This window comes from Ensifer sp. BR816, assembly GCF_000378985.1.
In the GTDB taxonomy this organism is placed as follows: Bacteria; Pseudomonadota; Alphaproteobacteria; order Rhizobiales; family Rhizobiaceae; genus Sinorhizobium.
The window spans coordinates 4,680,735-4,703,373 of sequence record NZ_KB905370.1 but is presented as its reverse complement, the minus strand read 5'-3'; the positions used below and the strand labels follow the sequence as shown (position 1 = coordinate 4,703,373).

The 22,639-nt window shown below is 61.5% G+C and carries 19 protein-coding genes and 1 pseudogene; 15 read left to right on the top strand and 5 right to left on the bottom strand.

Annotation, left to right across the window (positions count from 1 at the left end; all coding sequences use genetic code 11):
* Positions 1-8: 8 nt before the first annotated feature.
* Positions 9-305, bottom strand: coding sequence for a hypothetical protein (locus tag RHIBR816_RS0122490; protein ID WP_018238858.1), 297 nt, complete (start codon positions 303-305; stop codon positions 9-11).
* 413 nt (positions 306-718) lie between these two features.
* Here RHIBR816_RS0122490 and RHIBR816_RS37625 point away from each other — a divergent pair.
* Positions 719-859, top strand: a pseudogene (locus RHIBR816_RS37625) (serine endoprotease DegQ); the annotation flags it as partial.
* A 314-nt stretch (positions 860-1,173) separates the two neighbouring features.
* Here the strand turns inward: RHIBR816_RS37625 and RHIBR816_RS0122475 are convergent.
* Positions 1,174-1,593, bottom strand: coding sequence for a type II toxin-antitoxin system VapC family toxin (locus RHIBR816_RS0122475; protein ID WP_018236868.1), 420 nt, complete (start codon positions 1,591-1,593; stop codon positions 1,174-1,176).
* Complete coding sequence (locus tag RHIBR816_RS0122470) at positions 1,590-1,844, bottom strand: plasmid stabilization protein (protein ID WP_026186917.1); 255 nt, start codon at positions 1,842-1,844, stop codon at positions 1,590-1,592. Before RHIBR816_RS0122470 ends, RHIBR816_RS0122475 begins: the two co-directional genes overlap by 4 nt.
* A 585-nt stretch (positions 1,845-2,429) precedes the next feature.
* Here RHIBR816_RS0122470 and RHIBR816_RS0122465 point away from each other — a divergent pair.
* From RHIBR816_RS0122465 to RHIBR816_RS0122430, 8 genes are all read left to right on the top strand, one after another.
* A complete protein-coding gene (locus RHIBR816_RS0122465) occupies positions 2,430-2,681 on the top strand; it encodes a hypothetical protein (protein ID WP_026187318.1) in 252 nt (83 codons plus the stop codon).
* 237 nt (positions 2,682-2,918) lie between these two features.
* A complete protein-coding gene (locus tag RHIBR816_RS0122460; RefSeq protein ID WP_034815594.1) occupies positions 2,919-3,350 on the top strand; it encodes a ParB N-terminal domain-containing protein in 432 nt (143 codons plus the stop codon).
* Positions 3,347-4,720 carry a Y4yA family PLP-dependent enzyme gene (locus RHIBR816_RS0122455; protein WP_018238852.1) on the top strand — a complete coding sequence of 458 codons (1,374 nt, stop codon included), beginning with the start codon at positions 3,347-3,349 and terminating at the stop codon, positions 4,718-4,720. Before RHIBR816_RS0122460 ends, RHIBR816_RS0122455 begins: the two co-directional genes overlap by 4 nt.
* The gene (locus RHIBR816_RS0122450) at positions 4,721-5,731 is read left to right on the top strand and encodes a cysteine synthase family protein (protein ID WP_018238851.1); all 1,011 of its coding nucleotides are present in this window, start codon (positions 4,721-4,723) and stop codon (positions 5,729-5,731) included.
* Positions 5,728-6,867 carry an NAD/NADP octopine/nopaline dehydrogenase family protein gene (locus RHIBR816_RS0122445; RefSeq protein WP_018238850.1) on the top strand — a complete coding sequence of 380 codons (1,140 nt, stop codon included), beginning with the start codon at positions 5,728-5,730 and terminating at the stop codon, positions 6,865-6,867. The genes RHIBR816_RS0122450 and RHIBR816_RS0122445 overlap by 4 nt, the downstream gene beginning before the upstream one ends.
* The gene (locus tag RHIBR816_RS0122440) at positions 6,867-8,753 is read left to right on the top strand and encodes an IucA/IucC family siderophore biosynthesis protein (protein ID WP_018238849.1); all 1,887 of its coding nucleotides are present in this window, start codon (positions 6,867-6,869) and stop codon (positions 8,751-8,753) included. Before RHIBR816_RS0122445 ends, RHIBR816_RS0122440 begins: the two co-directional genes overlap by 1 nt.
* Positions 8,750-9,979: an MFS transporter gene (locus tag RHIBR816_RS0122435; protein WP_018238848.1), complete on the top strand. Its 1,230-nt coding sequence runs from the start codon at positions 8,750-8,752 to the stop codon at positions 9,977-9,979. The genes RHIBR816_RS0122440 and RHIBR816_RS0122435 overlap by 4 nt, the downstream gene beginning before the upstream one ends.
* Positions 9,976-11,142, top strand: a complete 1,167-nt coding sequence (locus tag RHIBR816_RS0122430; RefSeq protein WP_026187317.1) for an ABC transporter substrate-binding protein — start codon at positions 9,976-9,978, stop codon at positions 11,140-11,142. The genes RHIBR816_RS0122435 and RHIBR816_RS0122430 overlap by 4 nt, the downstream gene beginning before the upstream one ends.
* A gap of 149 nt (positions 11,143-11,291) precedes the next feature.
* On the opposite strand, the gene RHIBR816_RS0122425 is transcribed toward RHIBR816_RS0122430, so the two are convergent.
* Positions 11,292-13,433 (bottom strand): TonB-dependent siderophore receptor, encoded by a 2,142-nt coding sequence (locus RHIBR816_RS0122425; protein WP_026187316.1) that lies wholly within the window; start codon positions 13,431-13,433, stop codon positions 11,292-11,294.
* Between the two features lie 771 nt (positions 13,434-14,204).
* On the opposite strand from RHIBR816_RS0122425, the gene RHIBR816_RS0122420 reads away from it, so the two are divergent.
* The 6 genes from RHIBR816_RS0122420 to RHIBR816_RS0122395 all read left to right on the top strand — a co-directional run bounded on the left by RHIBR816_RS0122420 (position 14,205) and on the right by RHIBR816_RS0122395 (position 20,775).
* A complete protein-coding gene (locus RHIBR816_RS0122420) occupies positions 14,205-15,029 on the top strand; it encodes a class I SAM-dependent methyltransferase (RefSeq protein WP_018238845.1) in 825 nt (274 codons plus the stop codon).
* 235 nt (positions 15,030-15,264) lie between these two features.
* Positions 15,265-15,555, top strand: a complete 291-nt coding sequence (locus tag RHIBR816_RS34520) for a hypothetical protein (RefSeq protein WP_018238844.1) — start codon at positions 15,265-15,267, stop codon at positions 15,553-15,555.
* Positions 15,556-15,625: 70 nt separating this feature from the next.
* Positions 15,626-15,814: a hypothetical protein gene (locus tag RHIBR816_RS0122410; protein WP_245262649.1), complete on the top strand. Its 189-nt coding sequence runs from the start codon at positions 15,626-15,628 to the stop codon at positions 15,812-15,814.
* A 286-nt stretch (positions 15,815-16,100) separates the two neighbouring features.
* Positions 16,101-19,145, top strand: coding sequence for a GAF domain-containing protein (locus tag RHIBR816_RS0122405; protein ID WP_018238842.1), 3,045 nt, complete (start codon positions 16,101-16,103; stop codon positions 19,143-19,145).
* Positions 19,142-19,531: a response regulator gene (locus RHIBR816_RS0122400; protein ID WP_018238841.1), complete on the top strand. Its 390-nt coding sequence runs from the start codon at positions 19,142-19,144 to the stop codon at positions 19,529-19,531. The genes RHIBR816_RS0122405 and RHIBR816_RS0122400 overlap by 4 nt, the downstream gene beginning before the upstream one ends.
* Entirely contained in the window at positions 19,528-20,775 is a 1,248-nt protein-coding gene (locus RHIBR816_RS0122395; RefSeq protein ID WP_018238840.1) for an adenylate/guanylate cyclase domain-containing protein, read from the top strand. The genes RHIBR816_RS0122400 and RHIBR816_RS0122395 overlap by 4 nt, the downstream gene beginning before the upstream one ends.
* Before the next feature lie 558 nt (positions 20,776-21,333).
* Here RHIBR816_RS0122395 and RHIBR816_RS0122390 read toward each other — a convergent pair.
* Positions 21,334-22,557, bottom strand: a complete 1,224-nt coding sequence (locus RHIBR816_RS0122390; protein WP_026187315.1) for an NAD(P)/FAD-dependent oxidoreductase — start codon at positions 22,555-22,557, stop codon at positions 21,334-21,336.
* Positions 22,558-22,639 lie beyond the last annotated feature (82 nt).

The following is a 22,639-nucleotide window of genomic DNA, read 5'->3' as shown; positions in this document are numbered from 1 at the left end:
CCGAGCCCCTATTGCAGGCGGGGACGCGATTGTAGCTCAAGTGGAAGACCTTGAATTGCGTAGCGCGACAGCGATGACCTGTATGGTTGTCTGTGCTTGCCGGCCTTGCCCAGTTGACACGCCAGCTTCGCCGCCAGCGCCGATCGGGAGCCCACACCGGACAGGAACAGCTTGGTTACAAGCAAAGCCGCCATATTGAACAACCGCTGGTCCTCGACAAGGAGGTTGGCGTCATAGCCCGCATCGTCCAAGACTGATCGGATCATTTCCAGGTCGGATGGTGAGATGTTGTCGATGAAAGACATGCAACCGCCCTTTGCTGGGGCCAGGGCTGCCGGCCCTCAGCAGTAGCGCCCGTGACATTTGCTACTGAAGGTTGGACACTGCGCCTTTGCCATGAAAATAGCAACCGTCCCTGGGTTGCTCCGCCGTTAGATTTGCTCAGCATGTAAAGGCCCGAAGACGCATGCATTCTGCCTTTGGTATGCCACCGAACGCCGATGGCTGACCGAAGCCGCGGAAGACGTCATCAGAAGCCGAAGAAGGAAGCGCCGGTTCCACCGATGCCCGCTGCAGGCATGGACTTCTGACCGAAGCGAGCGCGGTCCGCGCCGACGGCGCGGACCGCCTGGGGGAGTTGTGAACTGATGTTTCGCCTCTCAATGGCTAAGGCGTTCGAACATCGATTTGGAGCAGGTTGGCAGGAGCCCGAGACGTGGCGCTCCGGGTCGGAAACTCCGTTGTCGCGATCGGCAACCCCATCGGGCTTGGGCAGACCGTGACCTCTGGTATCGTCAGCGCCCTTGGGCGCGGCGGCATCAATGTCGGGGGCTACGAGGATTTCGTTCAGACAGATGCTTGATCAACTATCCGGCAGGACCAGGTCGATAGTGTTCCCTCTCAACCTCCCGAGTCCATCTGCCAAGCGATCCACTGCAACCACCTCACGGTGCAACTGCGCCTCGGAGCCCGGGTATCGAGTGTCGGCTCTGGCGCGCATTGCTGTCGTTCAGCAAGCTACACACCAACTGCCGGATTCCACCCGACTGAGACGATCGGAAGCCGGCAACCTGCCCCCGTCCGGGATGTCGACTCCGATCCCTCGCCTTGAGCCGATTCGAACCTCAGACCAGCGGAGGAAGGCAAGAGCCCCAAGGTTCAGTATCTTTGGATTTATTTGTTATTCCAAGGATTTACGACGGCAAGTCCCGCCGCTTCAAAGGGGCTGATGTCGCGCGTAGCTATGATAAATCCCTTGGAGGCGGCAATCGCGGCGATATATCCGTCCGGGGTCGGGAAACCCCTGCCGGCCGCTCTGGCCTTCACCGCCAAGCCGGCGTAGTGCCTAGCAGCTTCCACGTCGAACGGCAAGACACGATCGCCAAACAGTTCAAGCACGCCGTCAAGCGTCTCGGCTAGAGCCTTCTTGCGCCGACCGTCGGGCAACGCACCGATGCCAAACAGCAGTTCAGCCAACGTCACACTTGACAGATACAGCGTTTCAGCGGCCTGTTCGTTCAGCCAAGAGCGGACGGCTAGATTGGGTTCTGGTTTCATCGCCTCGGAGACGACATTCGTATCCAAGAGGATCATTCAAACCTCATCGGCTCCGCCGGTGCATCATCACGTACCTGGTCAAACACGGCGAAATCATCATTGGTCAGCCCCTGCCGTCGGCCGAGCTCTGCCAAGGCATCGCCCATACGGACGCGCTGCTCCGGCCTCACTACACTTTCGAGAATGTCGCGGACTTCCGCCTCGGCGCTGCGGCCGTGCATCGCGGCCCGCACGCGCAAAGCTCGATGCACCTCATCGGGCACATTCCGCACTGTCAGAATTGCCATCGTCAAATCCTCGCATTCGCTGTCAATGACAGCAATATAAGAATGATGCAGTCTTTTTGCAAGGTCGCGCAGGTACTCGGTTTCGCGAAGCCGTTCGATCGACCGCGAGAATACGGGCCCGCAATAGACAGTTGTGCTTTCTGCCACCGGAGATGCGGCCAGCGTTCGGTTCCGGTCGATACATTATGCGACGTGTAAGGCACAGATCGGGAACACGGTACCCATCAGTACCAACCCTCGTTCCCTATTCCTCTTGCATCACCCGGGCGGAGGTAGGAGTGTACCGTACGTTCGCCAGTCTGTATGAACGCCTCCACCGGCATGCCGGAATGGAGGGCGAGCTACCGAACCGGTCGAGTTCTTCGGCTGAGATCTGGATCCGCGCGGTATACGATGCCTCGCCGGCCTGCGGTTGGTGCTCAAGTTGGAGGCGACCGTCTGGATTTCGCCAACGATCTCCGATGTCGTGCGTTGGTTGAAGGCGGAGAAGCGAAGGACCGCTTTCTGCCGAGATGCGGCTGAGCGATATCGGCCGGCTGAGCGTCGACGACAAGGCTGTCGGGTGTCGGGACCGGGACGATCTGCATGACCGTTTCGCCAACGCCGACAACGCCACCGACCGTGTGCACCATGAGCTACGTGGACGATTCCGATTTGCGGCGCGAGAATGTCGATGCGATTCAACTGATCCCCGGCGGCGACACGCTGCTCGGTGAGTTCCGCCAGCTTGTTGTCGACGTCGCGGAGCTCGGTCAGCACCCGAAGAGGCGATCCTGGTTGAGCCTGAGGATCTGCCGTTCAGTTGTTTGCGTCGCAGCGCGGCGATCTCGGCGGTGAGTTGCCCTCGCTCACCCGACAATAACTTTCTGATAGATGTATCCTACCTGTCTGCGCAAAGAGCGAAGACAACGAGCTTCTCTGCTTGATAGCCCGCCGCCCTCTCTGCTGCTCGGAAGCAATCGACCCGTGCATCCGCTATTGACGACACAATCACTGCTGGCTATAGCACCAGTAATCTTGAGTCTAATAATCAAGATATGTGCGACGCAAAAACCGAGCGTGAGGCCAGACCGGATGGAATATTGCCTTCTCTCACCAGCACGATTGATCCCGACAGAAGAGGTGAACCACGACAGGGCGGATGCACTGCACGCGCAAATCCTGCGAGCGGGCAGATGGACCGCGCCGATAACAATCGAGAAGGACGCTCTGTTCGTCATGGACGGTCATCACCGTCTGACTGTCGCACTTCGCCTCCGCCTCGCCACCGTACCGGTGGTTCTTCTCGACTACGATTCCGTCCAGGTCGAGAGCTGGCGCCCGGGCGAAACGATCACGCCCGCGGCGATCTTCGCTATGGCACGGAGCGGTCGCAAATTTCCGTATAAAACCACACGGCACATCTTCGAGCGCGGACTGCCGCGATGCGACCTGCCGATCGAGCTTCTGCGCAATCCCGCGCCCGTTTCGGCAGCGTCGGCCCCTGTCGCGGAGGCTTTTCGATGACGGTGCATGGCCACAAAATCGACGCCGGCCTGCCGCCGATCCTGCGGCCCGTAATCGCCGAGCTTCTGGCCAGAAGGGGCTCCCTCCTACGAGACTGGGTCGCCCGCCATGGCTCGCCGCTCAATCTCGTGTGGCCAGATGCGTTGCGGGAGAACCTTGACGCGCTAAGAGCCGCGCTGACGGAGCACCACATCGCCCACGCGATCTTTTATGGGGCGAAGGTCAACAAATCACCCGGGCTGATGCGGGCAGCGCTTGACGCCGGCGCCGGGCTCGACATCTCCAGCCTTTACGAACTGCGCGATGCGCGACGACTTGGGGCCGAAGGTGCAAGGATCGTCGCAACCGGGCCGGCAAAGACGCCCGCCTTTCATCAGCAACTCCTCGATTGCCAGGCCCTGATATCGGTCGACGCGCCGGAAGAGCTGGAGGATCTCATCGCCGCATTGCCGGCAGATGGCGGCCCGCAACCAATCCTGCTGCGCCTGCAGCCGCGGGATCAGAAAAGGAGCCGCTTCGGCATGCCGGCCGAGGCCGTCATCCATTGCCTCGCTCGGCTTGCCAGCGAAAACCGGCTACGCTTCGACGGGCTGCACTTCCATCTCAGCGGCTATCGCTGGGAGACCCGTTTGGCGGCGTTGAACGAGGCCGCCGATCTCATCGCCGAAGCGAGGCAAATGGGATTCTCCCCGCGCATGATCGATATTGGCGGCGGCCTACCGATCCAATATGTCGATGAGGCCAAATACCAGGCGCATCTCGCGGCCCAAACCCCCGAGGATTACCGCACCGGGGCCGTGCCCGACTCCTTCTATCCCTATGGCGGCGCTCTTTCGGCAGCCGACTGGCTGAGCGAGTTGCTGCAGGCAAAAATGAGCAAGGGTACGAGCGTCGCCAACTATCTCGAGCACGAGCGTCTGATCCTGGCGATGGAGCCCGGGCGGGCCCTTGCGGATCAGGCAGCCATCAGTGTCTTCCGGATCTTGCGGGTGAAGGCGCTGGGCCCGGATGCGCATGTCATCTTCCTCGAGGGCAGCAGCTTCAGCGCCTGCGAAACCTGGTTCGCCTCCGAGTTCCTGATCGACCCCATTCTCGTGCCTGCCACCAGGGCGGCCGTTCAATCGGCGCCGGTCCGCGCCTATCTGGCCGGCCATAGCTGCCTCGATGAGGACGTCATCAGCAACAGGTGGCTAACCTTCCCGACCGCGCCCAAGGCCGGCGACCTGCTCGTCTACGCCAATACCGCCGGTTATCAGATGGATCTCCTCGAAAACGAGTTCCATCGCCATCCCATGCCCGCCCGCTTCTGCGTCACCCAAGACGCGGAAGGGCGGCCCAATCTCGTCCCCGACACAATTGGAGAGCTTTAGATGCTGCACACGACCGTAACGCAATTGATCGGCCAGACGCCGCTCATGTCGATCGAGGTACCGGAGCGCAATGCCACTTTGGTGCTGAAGATCGAGAAGAACAATCCGGGCGGTTCGATGAAGGACCGCATGGCGCGCAGCATGGTGGTTGCGGCGGTTCAGGACGGGCGCCTCGCCCCCGGCGGCACGATCGTCGAATCCTCTTCCGGAAACACCGGTACCGGACTGGCGCTGGCGGCACTGGAATTCGGGATGCGTTTCATCGCCGTGGTCGACCACCATGCGGCGCCCGACAAGATCCGCATGATGCGGGCGCTCGGCGCCGAGATCCGCTATGTCGAAGGCGACTTTCGCGAGGACGAGGTCGCCGTTGTCGCGCGGCAGCGGCTGGCCGCGCAACTCGGCGCGCAGCTTCCCGGCGCGCTCTTCATGAACCAGTCCGACAACCCGGCAAATCCCGAGGGCTATGCCGGCCTCGTCGATGAGTTGCTGGAGCAGCTCCCGGACGGGATCGATGCCTTTGTCGGTTGCGTCGGGACCGGCGGCTCCATGACCGGCATTTCGCAGCGCCTCAAGCGCCACAATCCAGCCGTGCGCACGATCGCGGTCGAGCCGGCCGGGTCGATCGTCTTCGGCAAGCCGGGCCATCCCTACTTCCAATCGGGCACGGGGACGCCCGCCGGCGACGAGGTCGGCAAGGTGCTCGACTACTCGTGCATCGACGAGGGCGTCCAGGTGACCGACACGCAGGCCTTCGAGACGGCGCGTTATATCGCCCGGCGCAAGGGGCTGCTCGTCGGCGGCTCGACCGGTGGCGCCATCTACAAGGCTCTGGAATTCATTGTAGCAGGCAAGCTGACCGGCACGGTCGTGACCACGGTGGCGGACGGCGGCGAGAAATATCTCGGCACGATTTTCGACGACGAGTGGATGGCGAAGCGCCGCCTGCTCGACCCTGCCATTGCAGACCAGTTGGACGGCTGGCTCGCCGGAAGGGCGCGCGCCGCATGAAGGTGACGATTTGCGGCGCCGGTCGCACCGGACATTTGAATGCCGTCCTCTTCAAGCAGAAGCCCGGTATCGCGGTTTCCGTCCTGACCTCTTCCACGACGGTCGCGGAGCGGTGGGCCGGTGGCGACGATCTTTGGCAGGCAGAGACGCGAGACGATCGCGTCTTGAACGCCAGGCCCGACTATGTCGGAAGGGATCCGGGCCGGGCCCTCGAAGGCGCTGACGTCGTGATCGTAACCCAGCCGGCGCAGGCTCGGCCGGCGCTTCTGCGCGACATCGCGCGGCACTTGCCGAAGGACAGAACCGTTTATGTCGGAGCCATTCCTGGCTTTTGTGGCTTCGACTGGCTGGCGGCACAGGCTCTCTCGGAGCAGGACAACGTCGTGATTTGGGGCATGAAGGATGTGCCCCACATCGCCTTCGATCTCCTTGCTGGTCAACGCGTGCGCATGGGCGGAGCAAAGGCGGAACTCTTTGTCGCTCTTCACCGCCGCGAACGTGCTGCGAACGCCGCTGAGCTCGTGGCGATGCTCAATCGCCTCTATGAGGCGCCCGTCACCCTGCTCAAGGATTATCTCGAAATCACCCTGACGCCCGGCAACGCGCTGATGCACCCTGCCGTGCTCTATGCCCTCATCGGTCCCGGCGCACCCTTTGAGAACACGCCCTTTAACGAACCGCTATGCTGGTGGAGCGATTGCCCGCAGGCGGGCGCCGAACTCCTGGAAGCTTGCGACGCAGAAAACCAGGCGATCCGACGGGCGAGTGAAGCGCGTCTCGGCATCGACCTCAGTTCGGTGAAGCCGCTTCGCCAGGAACTGATCGAGGCCTATGGCGAGCAGATCGAAGACGATCGGACGATGTACACGCTTCTGCGCACCAATCGCGCCTATGCGGGGATCCGGGCGCCGCTCGCGCCCAATCCGGATGGCCCGGGTCTCGTCATCGATCGCGACAGCCGCGCCTTTCATGAGGACATTGCCTTCGGACAAGCGCTGCTCGTCTCGATGGCGGCGCGCCTCGGAGTAGCGGCCCCGACGATCTCCAAGACCTACAACTGGGCGCGCGACTACCATGGCCAATTGGCCGCGGGCGCGCCGGACTATGTTCCGACAGACTGGCCGGAGGCTCAATGATGGACGAGAGAACTTCTTTCGCGGCAGCTGCCGTTGCGAGCGACGAACGCGCGCTTTTGTCGAATGCATCGCTGAACGCGATCAACCGGCTGGTGCGCTGCCTGTTCGCCGAACGCGTGCTCGATCCCGCCGCGCTGATGTGGGCGCGCGACGGCCGTCAGGCCTGGTTTCCACTCTGGGCCTCGCGGCGCGTGCTGCATTTCACCGACTTGCGACTGGCACCGGCCGGAACATTGCAGAATCGCGGGCAGGTCGAGGTGCTGGACGGAACCGGTGGTCGCCAGAAAATTGACGATCCATCGGCCCTGATGAGGGAGGTAGCCCCCTCCCTCGCGATTACGCCTGCTCCCGATGGCCTCGAGCATCTGGTGCGCGACGTCGACAACAGCATGGCCAACGACATTCTCGCCCGCCGCGCCCGCGAAAGCTGGAGTGCCACGTTGCGCCGGCAGATCGCCGAAGCCGGCGCGCCCGGCTTCCTCGCCTATCTCCGCGAAAGCCTCCCGACTCACCTGGCGGCGATGACGCTCGACCAATGGGGCGCCCTCGAAGGCCATCCCTTCTACCCGACCTGGAAGGCAAAGCCCGGCCTGGCGCCGGAGGACGTCGCGGCGCTGTCGCCCGAGTTCGGCGCGCGGGTGCCCCTCGTGATCGCGGCACTGCGCAACGACTGGGCCTACATCGAGAAGATGCCGCATGTCGGCAGCTATTCGGAATGGTTCGCAGAAAACTTCCCGGACCTCTGGCGCGAATGGGCGGAGGGCTTGAAGGCGCGTGGTAAATCGCCCGAGGGCTGGATTCCCCTCCCCGTCCACGGCTGGCATCTCGAGAATTTCGTGCGCCGCGAATTCGCGACCGAGATCGAGAACGGAGTGCTCGACCCCGAAGGTCCGGGGATCGTCACGCTGCCGGCCATGTCATTCCGCACGATGCTTCCGGAAACCGAGGCGCCCAGGCCCTTCATCAAGCTGCCGGTGGCGATCTGGATGACCAGCGAACAGCGCACGCTGCAGGGGAAATCGATCCATATGGGGCCGCGCCTCAGCACGTTGATTTCCGACATCCTGTCGAAGGAGGATGATCTGAAGCGCGAGCTGGAGATCTTCACCGAGGAGCTGGGCGCGATTCTGCACCATCCCGAGACCGGCGACGAGCACCCCGGCCGCTTCCTTTCGGTGGTCTATCGCAACGCCGATCCCTTGACCCGCGACGACGGCATGCTGCCGGTGACCGTCGCTGCCCTGCTGACGGCAAGTCCGCTCGACGGCCGGCCGCTCATTTGCGAGCTCATTGCCAGGTCCGGCAGCGCAAGCGAAGCGGCCGTCGCGGCGTTCTTCCGCGCCTATGCGCGCACCGTCGTCCGCCCGGCACTCGCCATGTATCTTCTCTACGGCATTGCCTTCGAGGCGCATCAGCAGAACAGCACAGTCCTTTTCGACGATCGTGGCATGCCGCGAAAGCTGCTGATCCGCGACTTCGGTGACGGCCGCAGCTTCGCGCCGCTGTTCAACGAGCGCGGCTACGATCTGAAACCGTTCAGCCGCAAGGGCATTCTGCCGACCACATTTGACGACGACATCAGCCTCGTGCGCTCCTTCGTCATCGACGCCTGCTTCGTCTGCCATCTCCACGAGATCGCGCTCTGCCTCACGGAAGAATATTCGCTCACCGGCTACAGCCTGTGGCACATCCTGCGGGAAGAGACGGAGGCGGCGTTCGAGGCGCTCAGGCCGCGGATGCTGTCGGATGCGTTCTGGATCGAGGAGCGCGACGCTTTCCTCGAACGGCCCTGGCCGACGCGCTCGGTGCTGCGGATGCATCTGGAACGCTATCGCGATTACCGGGTCGAACATCACTTGCCCAATCCACTGGCGAGTGCGCAATGACCGGTACAGTCGCCGTCCTGCGCGGCTTCGGACCCGTCTTCGCGCTGCTCTTCGGCCTGCAGTTCATTTCCATGGGCGCCATGGAAATGAGCGGTCCCTTCTGGCCGATCCAAATCCGGGCTTTGAACCCGTCCGAGAGCGTCTTTGCGCTTGCCGGAATCGGCGTCTATGTCTGCCCCATGCTCGGCGTGTCGCTGACGAGCGCCTTCTGGGGCCGCATGGGCGACCGCTACGGCAATCGGCTGATGATGGTGCGGGCGCTTGCCGGCCTGGCGATCACGCAACTGCTCGTCTCCTTTGCCCAGGACGTCTGGACCATTCTGGCGCTGCGCTTTCTGCAAGGGGCCTGCGCCGGCTATATCGCCCCGGCTCAGGCCTATGGCGTTCAGGTGACCGGCGGACGCGATCGCGCCGGCCTCTTCGCCTGGCTCCAGGTGGCGACCAATGTCGGCTCGCTGGGCGGCGCCTTCCTCGGCGGCCTCATTCTCGATGCCTTGCCCTTCGCCGCCGTCAATCTCACCGCCGGCGCGATCTGCGCGCTCTGCGCCGCTGTCGCCTGGGCGAGCCTGCCGGTGCCGCCACAAGGAGCAGGCGGCACAGGACCGGTCAGGGCGGCTAAGATATCGCGGGCGCCGCTGACCGGCATCTCGGTCACCGGACTTCTCGTGCTGATGGGACTGCTGCTCGCGAGCCGGATGGTTCTGCAGGTGCCGTTTGCGCTCTACATGTCGGAGGTCTATGGCGCCCGGCATTGGATCACGGGCTTGAGCTACGGGCTGCTTGCGTTCGGCTTTGTGGTCGGCGCGCCGATATGGGCGCGGATATTCGAGGGGCAAGCACCGACCTTCGTGCTCGGATGGAGCGTGCTGATCGCCGCCGGTTGCCTCGTGGTCACGAGCCTTGCCGGCTCGACCCGCGACATCGGCCTTTTCGCTGCGCTCTATCTTGCCTGGGGCGCGCTGCTCGGGGGAACGACCCCGGTTCTCCTGTCGCTCGTTTCGGCCGCGACGGTGAGCGACCGGCAGGGATCGGTTCTCGGGCTCGCGCAAACCTGCCAGCAGGGCGCCTCGGTTGTGGGAATCATCACCGGTGTCGTCGCAACCCAACGCTTTGGGCTTGAAGTGGCATTCCCGTTCGTTGCAGGCCTTTACGGTCTGTCTTTCTTGATGGCGCTCGCCCTGTGGCTCCAATCGCGCCGTCCATTCAGTAGAGGAGAAATATCGTGAGGAGAATATGTTCGGCGTTCCAAGCCGTAGTCGCCGTGCTGGCCCTGTGGGTTCCGGCCGCAGCCCTTGCCGAAGAAACGGCCGCGGCGGACAGGCAAACGCCGATCACCGTCACCGACATTGCCGGCCGCGAGGTGACGGTGAATGCGCCGGTCAAGCGCATCCTCCTTGGCGAGGGGCGGCAGCTTTATCTGATCGCCTCGCTCGAGCCGGAAGATCCGCTCGGCCGTATCGTCGCCTGGCGTAACGACCTGATCGAGGCCGATCCGGCCACCTACGCCCAATATCTCGAAGCCTTTCCCAAACTCGCCAAGCTGCCGGCCTTCCCGGGTCAGGAAAATGGGCTGCTCGACATCGAGTCGACCATCGTCCAGAAGCCTGACGTGGTGCTTCTCAATCTCGAGGCTATGCGCGCCAACGAGGACGTGAAATATATCGAGAAACTGGCGGAGCTGAAGATCCCGGTCGTCTATATCGACTTCCGCCACTTTCCGCTGAAGAACACCGAACCGACCATCCGGCTCCTCGGCAAGATCATGGGGCGCGAGGCGCGTGCGGAAGAGATCATCGAATTTCGCCACCAGGCGATGGCCCGCGTCACCGACGTCATCGACCGGGTAAAGCCGCAGCGTCCGAGAGTCTTCATCGAGCGGATCGGCGGTTATGCCGACGATTGCTGCCTTTCCTTCGGCGCGGAAAACTTCGGCAAATATGTCGAGCTTGCCGGCGGCCACAATATCGGCAGCGATATCCTGCCCACCACCTTCGGCCAACTCAATCCCGAGCAGGTGATCGTCGCCAATCCCGAGCATGTGGTCGTCACCAGCGCCGACTGGCAGGCCTATGTGCCTGGCGGCCATTGGATTCCGCTCGGTCCCGGCGCCGACCCTAAGGTTACCCGCAAAAAACTCGAATGGTTCACCACGCGCGGCGCCTACACGGACATCGCTGCGCAAAAGTCGCGGAATTTCCACGGCATCTGGCACCAGTTCTACAACAGCCCCTATGAGTTCATTGCCGTCCAGCAATTGGCAAAATGGTTCCATCCGGACCTTTTTGCCGATCTCGATCCGGATGCGACCTTTGCGGAGTATCACCGCCGCTTCCTGCCCATACCGTACCGGCCGGGCTATGCGGTGAGCCTCGCAGACGGCGCAGATTGATCGCCCGCGCCGGACGATCCAATTCCTGCTCGCTTCCCTTTGAAAAGAGAAGGCGCCCCCGTGATGTTCACCGGGGCGCCTTCTTTTTGCTTGGTCTCACCATAAGCGTCACCGGCACGGGAGCTTCCGGTTGGTGACGGGTTGACAGCTCAGAAACCAGTCGTCATCGACACTTTCACCGTCAGCGGCGCCCCTTGCGATATCGTTCCGAAGCTTGCGACGCCGGACCAGTAGTCGAGGTCGAAGACATTCTCGACTTCGGCTCGGAAGGTCACCGGCTTTTCGTTGATCTCCGTGCGGTACCGGGCGCCGAGGTCAAGCCGGGTCCAGGAAGGGATTTCCTGGGTGTTGGCCGTGTTGACGAACTGCTCGTCCGTGTGGATGACATTGCCGGCGAGCGTCAGCCCGGACATGAACGGCGTATCCCATTCCGCGCCCAGATTGACCTGCACCGAGGGCACACCAATCGGCGTGTTGCCGCGGATCGCGTCGTCGTTCGTTTTCGTGAGTTCGCCGTAAATGAAGGTCACGCCGCCGAGCACGCGAATCTCGGGGGTGACCTCGCCGAAGATGTTCAACTCCACGCCACGGTTGCGCTGTTCGCCACCTTCGACGAAGACCAGGTCGCTGCCGCGCGTCTCGAGCTGACCGAACGGCTTTTCGATCTGGAAGGCGCTGACGGTCACCGCCACGCGGCCGAGGTCGACCTTGGTGCCGATCTCGTACTGCTTGGACCGGTAGGGCGCGAGCGTCTCGCCAGCATTGATCGCCGTCGTCGGAGCGGTGTCGCCAACACTTAGGCCTTCGACGTAGTTGGCGTAAAGCGCGACGTTATCCCACGGCTTGACGACGATGCCGGCGAGCGGTGTGATCACGCTCTCATCGGAAAAGCTGGTGACGGCGCCCGTGACCGGACTGTAATTTTCGGTATCGATATGCTGCCAGCGCCCGCCCAGTGTCAACTGCACGCGTTCGTCGAGCACCGACATCGTGTCAGAAAGCGCAAAACCGTAGAAGGTGTTTTCCGAGACCCTCGGCACGTGAGTGGGCTGCGGCACGTCCTGCTTGGGACGGGGGAGCGGATCGAAAAGATTGGTGAATTGCGCCGTTCCCGAGTTCGAGCCGCGATTGAGCGTCTGCTGAAGGCCGCTGACCTGGAACGTGACCGTATGTTCCACCGCCTCCGTGTCGAACTGGGCCCGTACCCCGGTTTCGGCCGTGAGCCGGTCGACATCGAATATGAAATTCTGCGGCGTAATGCTGACGTCGCCGGCGGAGTTCAGAATGACCGGCGTGCCAAAAAGCCGTTCGACGCGCGAGTTGCCGCCGCCGATGGCCGCGAAGATCGTCACAGCATCGCTCAAGTCATATTCGGCCCGCCCCAACCAGGAGAGATCCTCGGTCTTCGACCATTCCCACGGTTCCTGAACGTTCGAGCGTCCATCCGGTGCGTCCGGAATTTCTATGCCGGCCATCGGGAAGAACGGACGCTGCGGAGCGTCGATGTCCTGCCGCTGACCGATGATGTCCAGCGTTGCCCTGAAGTTCTCGCCCTCATAGTCAAGCGCCAGGGCGCCGACCGCAACATCAAGCGACTGGTCGTCGATCGCCGTGTCGCCACCATGATAGCTGCCGTTGAAGCGCACGCCGAACTGGCTTTCCTCGCCGAAACGGCGGCTGAGGTCCAGGTGGCCGCCGCCGTAGAGATCCGAGGCATAATCGGTCGTTACCCGCGTCAGATCCGTATCCGACGCGCGCTTCGGCACGATGTTGATGGTGCCACCGACACTGCTGTTCGGCGAGATGCCGTAGAGCAGTGCCGCCGGCCCCTTGAGCACCTCCACGCGCTCGGCATAGTCGGTGAACAGGCGGTAGGTCGGAGCCACACCGTAGACGCCATCGAAGGCGACTTCGCCAAAGTTCCCCTCGTTGATCGGGAAACCCCGGATATAGAAGGAATCGAGCATGCCGCCGGAAGCGTGCGTGCTCCTCACCGAGGGATCATTCGCCAAAACGTCGGCCACCGTGCGCGCACCCTGATTCTCGATCGTCTCCGCGGTGTAGCTGGTGATGTTGAACGGCGTGTCCATGAAGTCTCGGTTGCCGAGCAAGCCGACGCGACCGCCGCGAGCCACCTGCCCCCCGGCATATTCCTCCGGCTGCGTGCCGACGGTCGCCGTCGAAGTGCCCGCCTTCACCTCGAGGCGCTCCAATGCCGTGGCGTCTTGCGCCAAAGCGGCGCGGCTCACCGTCGCGAGCAAAACAGTCAGCAATCCAACACGCAGTTCCATAAATAGCCCCCTGTAACACATTGACCAAGAACAATGGTTTGCCCCAGCAAGGAGCTAAACGTCGTTGGTTCGAGGGGGTGCTAATTAACATGACTACATTTGTCAAGATATATGCAAGGGAGCGGGACTGGAGCCGATTTAAGCTGCGCTCAGCCACTGGGGCGGGCCAACCAGGCTGCTTGAAGTCGGCCCGACCTGGCAGCCGAGCTACCTCGCCCGCAACAGCTGACAACTCAACGGAAGCAGTGACTTTATTGACCGGTATATCCAACGCGCGGGCCTGCAGGCGCCGGCGGCCGAGGATGATCCTGCCGAGACGATAGCACCGCGTCTTCCCGATCCACCGATCCGATCAATCGGTCTGGCGACGAGCAACATTAGATCGGTCATCTGGTGCACCGGCTTCAGGGGTAATTTCCAATGGATCCAAATTCCCGGAGTTCTTGATGCGAACGGACAGCCCATCCACAAGGATGGAATCGCGGCCGTTCCCGGAGTCTATTTTGCCGGTCTCGATTTCGCAACGACGCGCAAATCAGGCACGATACCAGGAGTTGCTGAAGAGGCCTTGCGTCAGGTGAGCCACCTCGCCCAGAGAGCGGATCATTCTGCATAGATCGGATTTGCCCAAGGCTGGCGTTTGCGTGCTCTTGCCCTCAAGGCAAAGACCTGACGCAGAAGCGGAGAGAAAGCGTTCCACTCCACCCAGAAATGCCATGAAGCTAATTTAGTACTGTGCCATATGGAAATTTTCGCTTGCGGGAGTGTACGATGGAGAGTTCTCGCGATCCGGCAGCCTTCCGTGAATTCGAGCACACCGGGTGGGAAACTGCCAGCAGAGGATACGACCAGCATTTTGCGCGTCTTACTAGGCAAACCGTGCCAGCTCTCTTGGCCGCCGCACGCGTTGCGAAGGGAAAGCGCGTGCTCGACGTCTGCACCGGCCCAGGAATGCTTGCCCGCGCGGCGGTGGAGCGAGAAGCGCAAGTCGTCGGCCTCGACTTCTCCGGCAAAGTCATAAAAATCGCCCGGCGCAATGCGCCAGACGCCGAGTTTCTGGAGGGTGATGCCCAGGCTTTGCCGTTTGATGCCGACAGCTTTGATGCCGTCGTTTGCGGCTACGGCATAATCCACGTCCCAAATCCCGAGGCAGCACTCTGCGAAATGCATCGCGTGCTGAAGCCCGGAGGGTATCTCGCCGCTAGTGTCTGGCAATCTCCGGCCCCAACCAACGGCTTTGGCTTGCTCTTCGGCGCCGTCAAGATTCACGGCAATCTCGACGTACCCCTGCCCCACGGGCCAGATTTCTTTCAGTTCAGTGAGCCCGAAAAATTGAGGACAGCATTTGAAGAATGCGGGTTTGCGGACGTGGCCGTCGCGGGCGTCGATCAGATCTGGGAAGTGGCCGCGCCGTTGGGAATGATCACGGCAATCCTCGAAGGGGGTGTGCGCGCCCGTGGCCTACTGCTGGCCCAAACCGAGGAGGTGCAAGGCGCCATTTCCGCGACGGTTGCGAACGGCATAGTGCAGTTTCGGTCCGCCGACGGGACCTATCGAGTCCCGATGCCGGCCCTCGTGGGCTCAGGGAGGAAGTGATCCGTTCGCACCCCGAGCGCAAGCTGATTCTCGAACCCTCCAGACTTGCCGTCGCAGAGCGGTCATCGAGGTGTCCGCTCCAAAAGAAGAAACGACTCGCTGCCGCCGGGTCTACCACCCACTAATTGATGAGTCATCAACGCCACCTACATCGCCCATCTGGGCCGTGAAACAAGCGTATAGTGTAGGCTTATTCGCTCAGCCTGAAGGCGAGCACTACAGGTGCTCCTTGCCTATGCTGTCTCCTGCCGAATACATTCCCGGGAAAGATGCGAGAAAGCTCGGCAAGATCTTTGAGCAGCTACTGGATGAATACCGGATTACCCGCGACAGCGATGAAGCAGACAGGTTTGCCGACCGATTGATCACGGTTTATCAGTCGGGTGTCCGGGATGCAAAGCTTCTGAAAAGGCTTACCATTCCCGTCGGAATGCAGCATTGGGCGGTCTGGCGAGACGGATCGCCGCCGCGCACCCCGCAGGAACGCTCTCCCTCGGGATCCCCCCAGAAGGGCTCGAACCTTTGATTACCTCTGCCGTGGTGCCGAGAGCTAAAGCAGCAGATCCGTGCTATGTTTTCGTATGGACGAATTGTCCTTGATCGAAAGCCGCCTGACCGCGACGGAGAAGGACGTGGCGGATGCGGCGAAACTCGTTTCGCTTCAACGCGACATCGTTACAAAACTCGAGGACGACGGCCGAGATGCCACAACGGCACGCAAGTTATTGGTTTATTTTGGCCGGAGTCTGGCGCTGCATACAGCGGAGAGAGACCGTTTCATCTGACAAATGAAGAGGATTGCAAACAAGACGTAGGCAGCTAAAGCCCCCGTACGATAGCGCTCCCTTGATTTGAACTTATGTGCGGCGAGATACTGTGTCGGCGTTGAAGGCTGTCGCGACTGTTTCTTCCCCATCCCAAAGTACAAGCATTAGCTAATTCTCGTCACCGGTGGCCAGATAGGCTATTCTCTTCTTTCTGCGAAGGTTGATTGCTGATTGATGGCATGCCGGTCGGTGGACCGTTGGGGTTCCTCCTGAGTCTCGTTTCTGGAGAGTAGAGGGGGCGGACATGGAGGTCTCAGGCCTCAGCATCAGACGTCAAGCAAATCTACTGAAGCGCGAGCTTGCCGAGGCGAACGAACGGCAGGCCGCGACGAGCGAGATCCTGCGTGTGATCTCAACCTCGCCCGATAACGTGCAGCCGGTGTTCGACGCGATAGCCGAGAGCGCAGCAAGGCTTTGCGCGGCAGAATTCTGTTTCGTATTTCGGTTCGACGGAGAGCTGTTACATCCGGCTGCTTATCACGGCATTTCGCGCGAGGGCATCGAAGCGGTACGTGCCAAGTTTCCGCAGCAACCAAATAGAGGCAATGTCACGGGCCGTGCCTTTATCAGCGGTGTGGTCGAGCAGATCCCCGACGTTTTTGCCGACCCCGATTATAAGATGCTCCCTCTCGCCAAAATCGTGTCTTACCGCAGTGCCATTGGCGTGCCACTTTTGCGGAACGGACGCCCGATTGGATCGATCGCCGTCACTCGAAGCTTGGTCGGATACTTTCCCGAGCGGCAGGTCGAGCTTCTGCGAACGTTCGCCGACCAGGCGGTGATTGCGATCGAGAACGTTCGGCTCTTCGATGAGGCGAAGGCGCGCAACCGAGAGCTCTCCGAGGCGCTCGAGCAGCAGACGGCAACCAGCGAAATCCTGCGCGTCATCTCGACTTCGCCTACCGACGTGCAGCCGGTGTTCGACTCAATCGCGAAGAATGCGGCGAGACTTTGCGCGGCGGAATTCTGCTTTGTCTTCCGGTTCGACGGGGAACTCATGCACCCGGTCGCTTATCATGGCGTCTCTCGCGAAGGCATCGAAGCGGTCCGAGCCATCTTTCCCCGGAAACCAAGCAGGGCCAATGTTACGGGGCGTGCCTTTCTCAGCGGCGCCATAGAGCAGATTGCGGACGTGTTTGCCGATCCCGAGTATCAACTCCTCTCGTTGGCGAAGATCATGTCCTACCGCAGTGCCATCGGTGTGCCGCTCACGCTGAACGGCCGTCCGATCGGAGCGATCGGCGTCGATCGCCGCGAGGTCGGATGCTTTCCGGAGCGACAGGTCGAGCTCCTGCGTACCTTCGCCGATCAGGCGGTGATCGCCATTGAGAACGTTCGGCTGTTCACCGACCTGGAGAAACGGAACCTCGAGCTAAAAGAATCGCTGCAGCAGCAGACTGCGACAGCGGATGTGCTCAAGGTCATCAGCCGATCGGCTTTCGACCTCCAGGCCGTGCTCGATACGCTTGTCGAGTCGGCCGTGCGGCTTTGCGAGGCTTATGATGCGGCTATTTTCCTGAGGGACGGAGACACGCTCTATCTGAGGGCGCATCACGGACCGATACCGATCGATTTCGCTGGCTGGCCGGTGTCACCGGGCTGGGTTACAGGACGGGCGGTCCTGGACCGAAAGCCGGTTCATGTCCCCGATCTGAGCGCCGAAGCCGACGAGTTCCCGGACGGGCAGAGCATGGCCGTTCGGATGGGACATCGCACCATCCTTGCAGCGCCCCTGCTACGGCAACACGAGGCAATTGGCGGCCTCGTCATCCGCCGAACCGAAGTCAAGCCGTTCACCGAAAAGCAGATCGGCCTTCTACAGACCTTTGCCGACCAGGCCGTCATAGCGATCGAGAATGTGCGGCTGTTCGACGAGGTGAAGACGCGGACCGCCGAACTGGCCGAAGCGCTGAAGCAACAGACCGCGACGGCCGACGTGCTGAAGGTCATCAGCCGCTCCGCATTCGACCTGCAGGTGGTTTTAGACACGCTCGTGGCGTCCGCTGCCCGTCTCTGCGACGCGGAGATGGGGACGATGACCCGGCCGATGAGTGGTGCGCACTACCCTGTCGCCAGCTACGGCTTCTCACAGGAATTCGGCCAGTATCTTCGGGCTCTCCCGCTGGAACCGGGGCGCGGCACCATCGTTGGGCGGACGCTGCTCGAAGTCCGGTCCGTTCAGGTCGCCGATGTTCTCGACGATCCGGAATACGAGCTGCTCGAGGGGCAAAGACTTGGCGGTTTTCGCACGGTGCTGGGCGTGCCGCTCTTGCGTGAGGGAAGTCCGATCGGCGTCCTCGTATTGACCCGCTCGACCGTGCGGCCATTCACCGATAAGCAGATCGAATTGGCTTCGACTTTCGCCGACCAGGCGGTGATCGCAATTGAAAACGTCCGCCTCTTTCAAGAGGTGCAAGAGAGAACCGAGGAGCTGTCGCGCTCGCTCAGAGAACTGAGAACTGCCCAGGACAGACTGGTCCAGACGGAGAAACTCGCCTCGCTCGGGCAGCTCACCGCTGGTATCGCCCACGAAATCAAAAACCCGCTGAACTTCGTCAACAATTTTTCGGCGATCTCCGTTGAATTGATAGAGGACCTGCAACACGCACTCGATGGTGCAGTCGCAGAGGGGGCAGGACGGGCCGAGATCGACGAGCTCTCTGCGATGCTCAGGGGCAATCTCGAAAAGATTGTCGAGCATGGCAAACGTGCCGACTCGATCGTCAAGAACATGCTCCTGCACTCACGCCAAGGGGTCGGTGAGCGCAGGCCGGTCGACATTAATGCCCTTGTCGAGGAGAGCCTCAATCTTGCCTATCATGGCGCCCGCGCCGAAAAGCAGGGATTCAACATAACCCTGCAGAAATCGTTCGATCCGGCGGCCGGGGAAGTTGACGTTTACCCACAGGAGATCACGCGCGTCCTTCTCAACTTCGTCTCGAACGGCTTTTATGCAACGGGACGCCGCGCGGCCTGCGAGAACGGTGATGTTTACGAGCCGATGCTGGCCGCGATCACCCGGAACCTCGGCGACAGCGTAGAGATTATTATCCGCGACAATGGCCCCGGCATCCCCTCTGATGTGAGGGCGAAAATGTTCAACCCGTTCTTCACCACTAAGCCTGCTGGCGAGGGAACGGGGCTCGGGCTTTCCCTCAGCCACGATATCATCGTCAAACAGCACGGCGGTTCGATCGAGGTGGAAACAGAGATCGGGCGCTACACAGAGTTCCGCATCCAACTGCCCCGAACTGCCGCCGCGACAGCAACCTCCAAGGACGGATCATGAGCCTTCTCATCCTTGTAGTCGACGACGAGGCGGACATCGAGCATCTTTTTCGCCAGCAGTTCCGCCGTGATTTGCGCGGCGGGCGGTTCCTGATGGAGTTCGCGCAATCAGCGCGAGCTGCGCTCGAGCGGATCGCCGATGCGAGGGACGTCACCCTCATTCTCGTCCTGTCTGACATCAATATGCCGGGCATGAGCGGTCTTGAGCTACTGCCGATGGCGCGCAGAATACGGCCGGATGTGCCGGTGATCATGATCACCGCTTATGGAGATCCGCAGACGAGACAGGAAGCACTCGATGGCGGCGCCGAAGCACTGCTGACGAAGCCGATCGATTTCGCAGCACTTAGAGCAGAAATCGACATGCGTATCGGGCGGCTCACATGAGCATCAGCATTCTCGTTGTGGACGATGAGCCGGATCTCGAGATGCTTCTCGTCCAGAAGTTTCGGCGAAGGATCCGCGGAGGCGCATTACGTTTTCTCTTTGCCCGCGATGGCGTCGAGGCGTTGACGCTACTTGCTGATCACGAAGAGGTAGACGTGGTGCTGAGCGACATCAATATGCCGCGCATGGACGGGTTGTCGCTGTTGGCCAAGCTGCGGGAAAGGGGCGAGAACCTCTCGACGATCATCGTCTCCGCCTACAGTGACATGGCAAACATCCGAACTGCGATGAACCGCGGCGCCTATGATTTCGTCACAAAGCCAATCGATTTCTGCGATCTCGAAGCAACAATCGACAAGACAATTCGCCATGTGGAGAACATGCGAGAGGTGCAGCGCCGGCAGGCAGCGGCGGAGCAAGCTCGTGCGTCGCTGTCGCGTTACTTCTCACCCAATCTCGCCGATCGCCTTGCAAGCAGTGCCAATGCCCTTGACCTCGGTGGCGCGCGAAGGGAGGTAGTCTCGCTCTTTACCGACTTGACAGGCTTCACTTCACTCGTGGAGGCGATCGAACCAAACGTGCTCGGACCCCTCCTCAACGACTACATCGTAGGAATGACTGACATCGTGTTTGCCCACGAGGGGACCGTAGCAAAGATAATCGGCGATGCACTCCACGTTCTTTTCGGAGCTCCGGCGGATCAACTGGACCATGCGGGGCGCGCCATCGCCTGTTCGCTGGAACTCGACGGCTTCGCGTGCTCCTTCCGCGAACACTGGAGCAAGAAGGGAATACCTCTCGGCCATACCCGAATCGGCGCGCATGCTGGAAGCGCCGTCGTCGGTAATTTCGGGGGAGGAAGGTTTTTCGACTACAGTGCCTATGGCGACACGATCAATGTTGCCGCGCGCTTGCAAGCGGCCAACAAGACGTTAGGGACCCGTATCTGCGTGAGCGCCACCATCGCCGCCAGCGCCGAAGGCTTCTGCGGCCGCCCTGTAGGTGATCTCCTCCTCCGGGGCCGGACCGAGCCTGTCCGCGCGTTCGAGCCGCTTAATGCCGAACGATGTGCCAGCGCAGAAACGCAGGCGTACTTAACGGCTTTCGAGCAGTTGGAGGCCGGCGATAGTCATGCAGTTGCTTCATTTGCTGCCTTGGTTGGTCGTGACGCGGAGGACCGACTCGCCAGTTTTCACCTGAAGCGACTGCTAAATGGTGAAACGAGCACGATGATCACTCTGTGAATCGTCAGTCAGGGATTCTGGCCCCATGCAGCAAGGCGTCCACCAAAATCGGCCACCGAGGTGTCAGAGGCCATATTAACAGGGATTGTCGAGTGGGACCCCCGAGGGTGCGGGGAGCGTCGACGCCCCGGATTCGAGCCGAGCTGCAAGGACGAGTCGAGTGCCGCTGGCGGCAAGGCGTTCGCAGACTACCCGGCCAATTCCGCCCGGGGCTCCCAGTGACAAGAATAGTCCGCATCGCCCACCTCGTGATCTCGGGCTGCGGACGCGCCATCTTAACCTCACGTTTCATTCACAACCGGGGACTTCGGCGGCACGCCTGTTTCGCCGAGGTTCCAAAGATCCCTGCCAGCACTGCCAGGCCCTCGCGCACGATGGCCGTCGGCCTGGGGCCAAGGCTGCGGTTCCCGCGTAGGCGGCAATGGAGAACGAGAGTTTCATCGACAGCCACGTCAAGGATACGCTGAAGGAAATAAGGGGCTACTGACGACAGATTTCAAATGCAGCGGAGATTTGTGCACCGCAGCCGCAGCAAGCCGCTTGGCACGTTAAAGAGTGCTATATCTTAGCAAGATGGCCCGTCAGACGTGCCGCCTCTTCCGCCACACCCACTATGATTCCCGATTTCCGCGTCGAGGCAAAATCGAGGCCGGAAAAATACAGCCCTGGAACCAATCCGATCCCGTCTTGGTGAATGGGCTGGCCGCTGCCATCGATGGAGTCCGGGATTTTGATCCATCGGAAATCGCCTCTGAAACCTGTGCACCAGATTACCGACGTTATGCCACTCGTCGCCAATTCGAGTGAGCGGATTGGTGGATTGGGCAGGCGCGGCGCGATGATCTCGGCAGGGTCGTCCTCGGCAGGCGGCGCGTTCAGCCCGGCGCGCCCGATGTATGCGTCAATAAAGCGCTTGACGTTGGCTGAACTCTCGTCCGCAAAGCGTATATGCTCATCCAGGTCGTCGCCGAATACCAGGCTGCCATTCTCTACACCCAAGAAGCGACCGACCAACACGACACCCTCGGCGCTCAGCGATTGCAGGCTGATAGTGTGGGTGGCACCGAGCAGGCCCCTCGCCGGCAGCTTCCCGGAGGGCAGGACGAATTCTTGGCGCGGCATGTCGAGAAAGCCCGACAGGGTCATCCAGTGGAAGATGTCGCCGCCGCGGTAATGCCGCACCAGACGGCCGGCCCGGCTGGTCGCCAGAAAGACCGAGCGACCCGCAAGCACCAGGTCTTCGGTAATCTGACCGCCTGACTGACCGCTGCCAACCACGAGGACTGCACCTTGTTCCAGTTCGGCGGCATTGCGATAGGTCGAGGAATCGAGCTGGCGAATTGTCGGCGGCAGTTCCGCCGCCCATGGCGGCCGCTTCGGACAATTCAGGCTACCGCTCGCGATCACGACGTTGCGCGCGCGAAACGCACCGCGCGGCGTCGCCATCAGAAAGGCCTCATCATCCCTAGAGAGTTTCTCGACCGGAGTCTCGGTTATCACCGGTAACCGATGCCGCTCGACATAGCTCTCGAGATAGGTGACGAACTGTTGCTGCGTGCTGGCACCCCACGGGTCCGGTCCGGCAAAGGAATCGCCGGGCAGCAAAGAACGGATATTCGGTGAGTTCAGAAGGAAAGAGTCCCAGCGCTGGGTCCGCCATGTCTCGCCTACGCGGCTCCGTTCAAGCACCTGATGAGCGCATCCTTGCTGCTTGAGAAAATAGCTGACCCCAAGCCCGGCCGAGCCTGCGCCTATGACAACCGCGTCGAGAATTCCTGTCATGGTTCCCCCTGCCGGAAAGGCCGCATTGTGACGCGCGAAGCGGCCGCGGTTGGGATCGGCGTTTGGACACACGGCCTGCCGC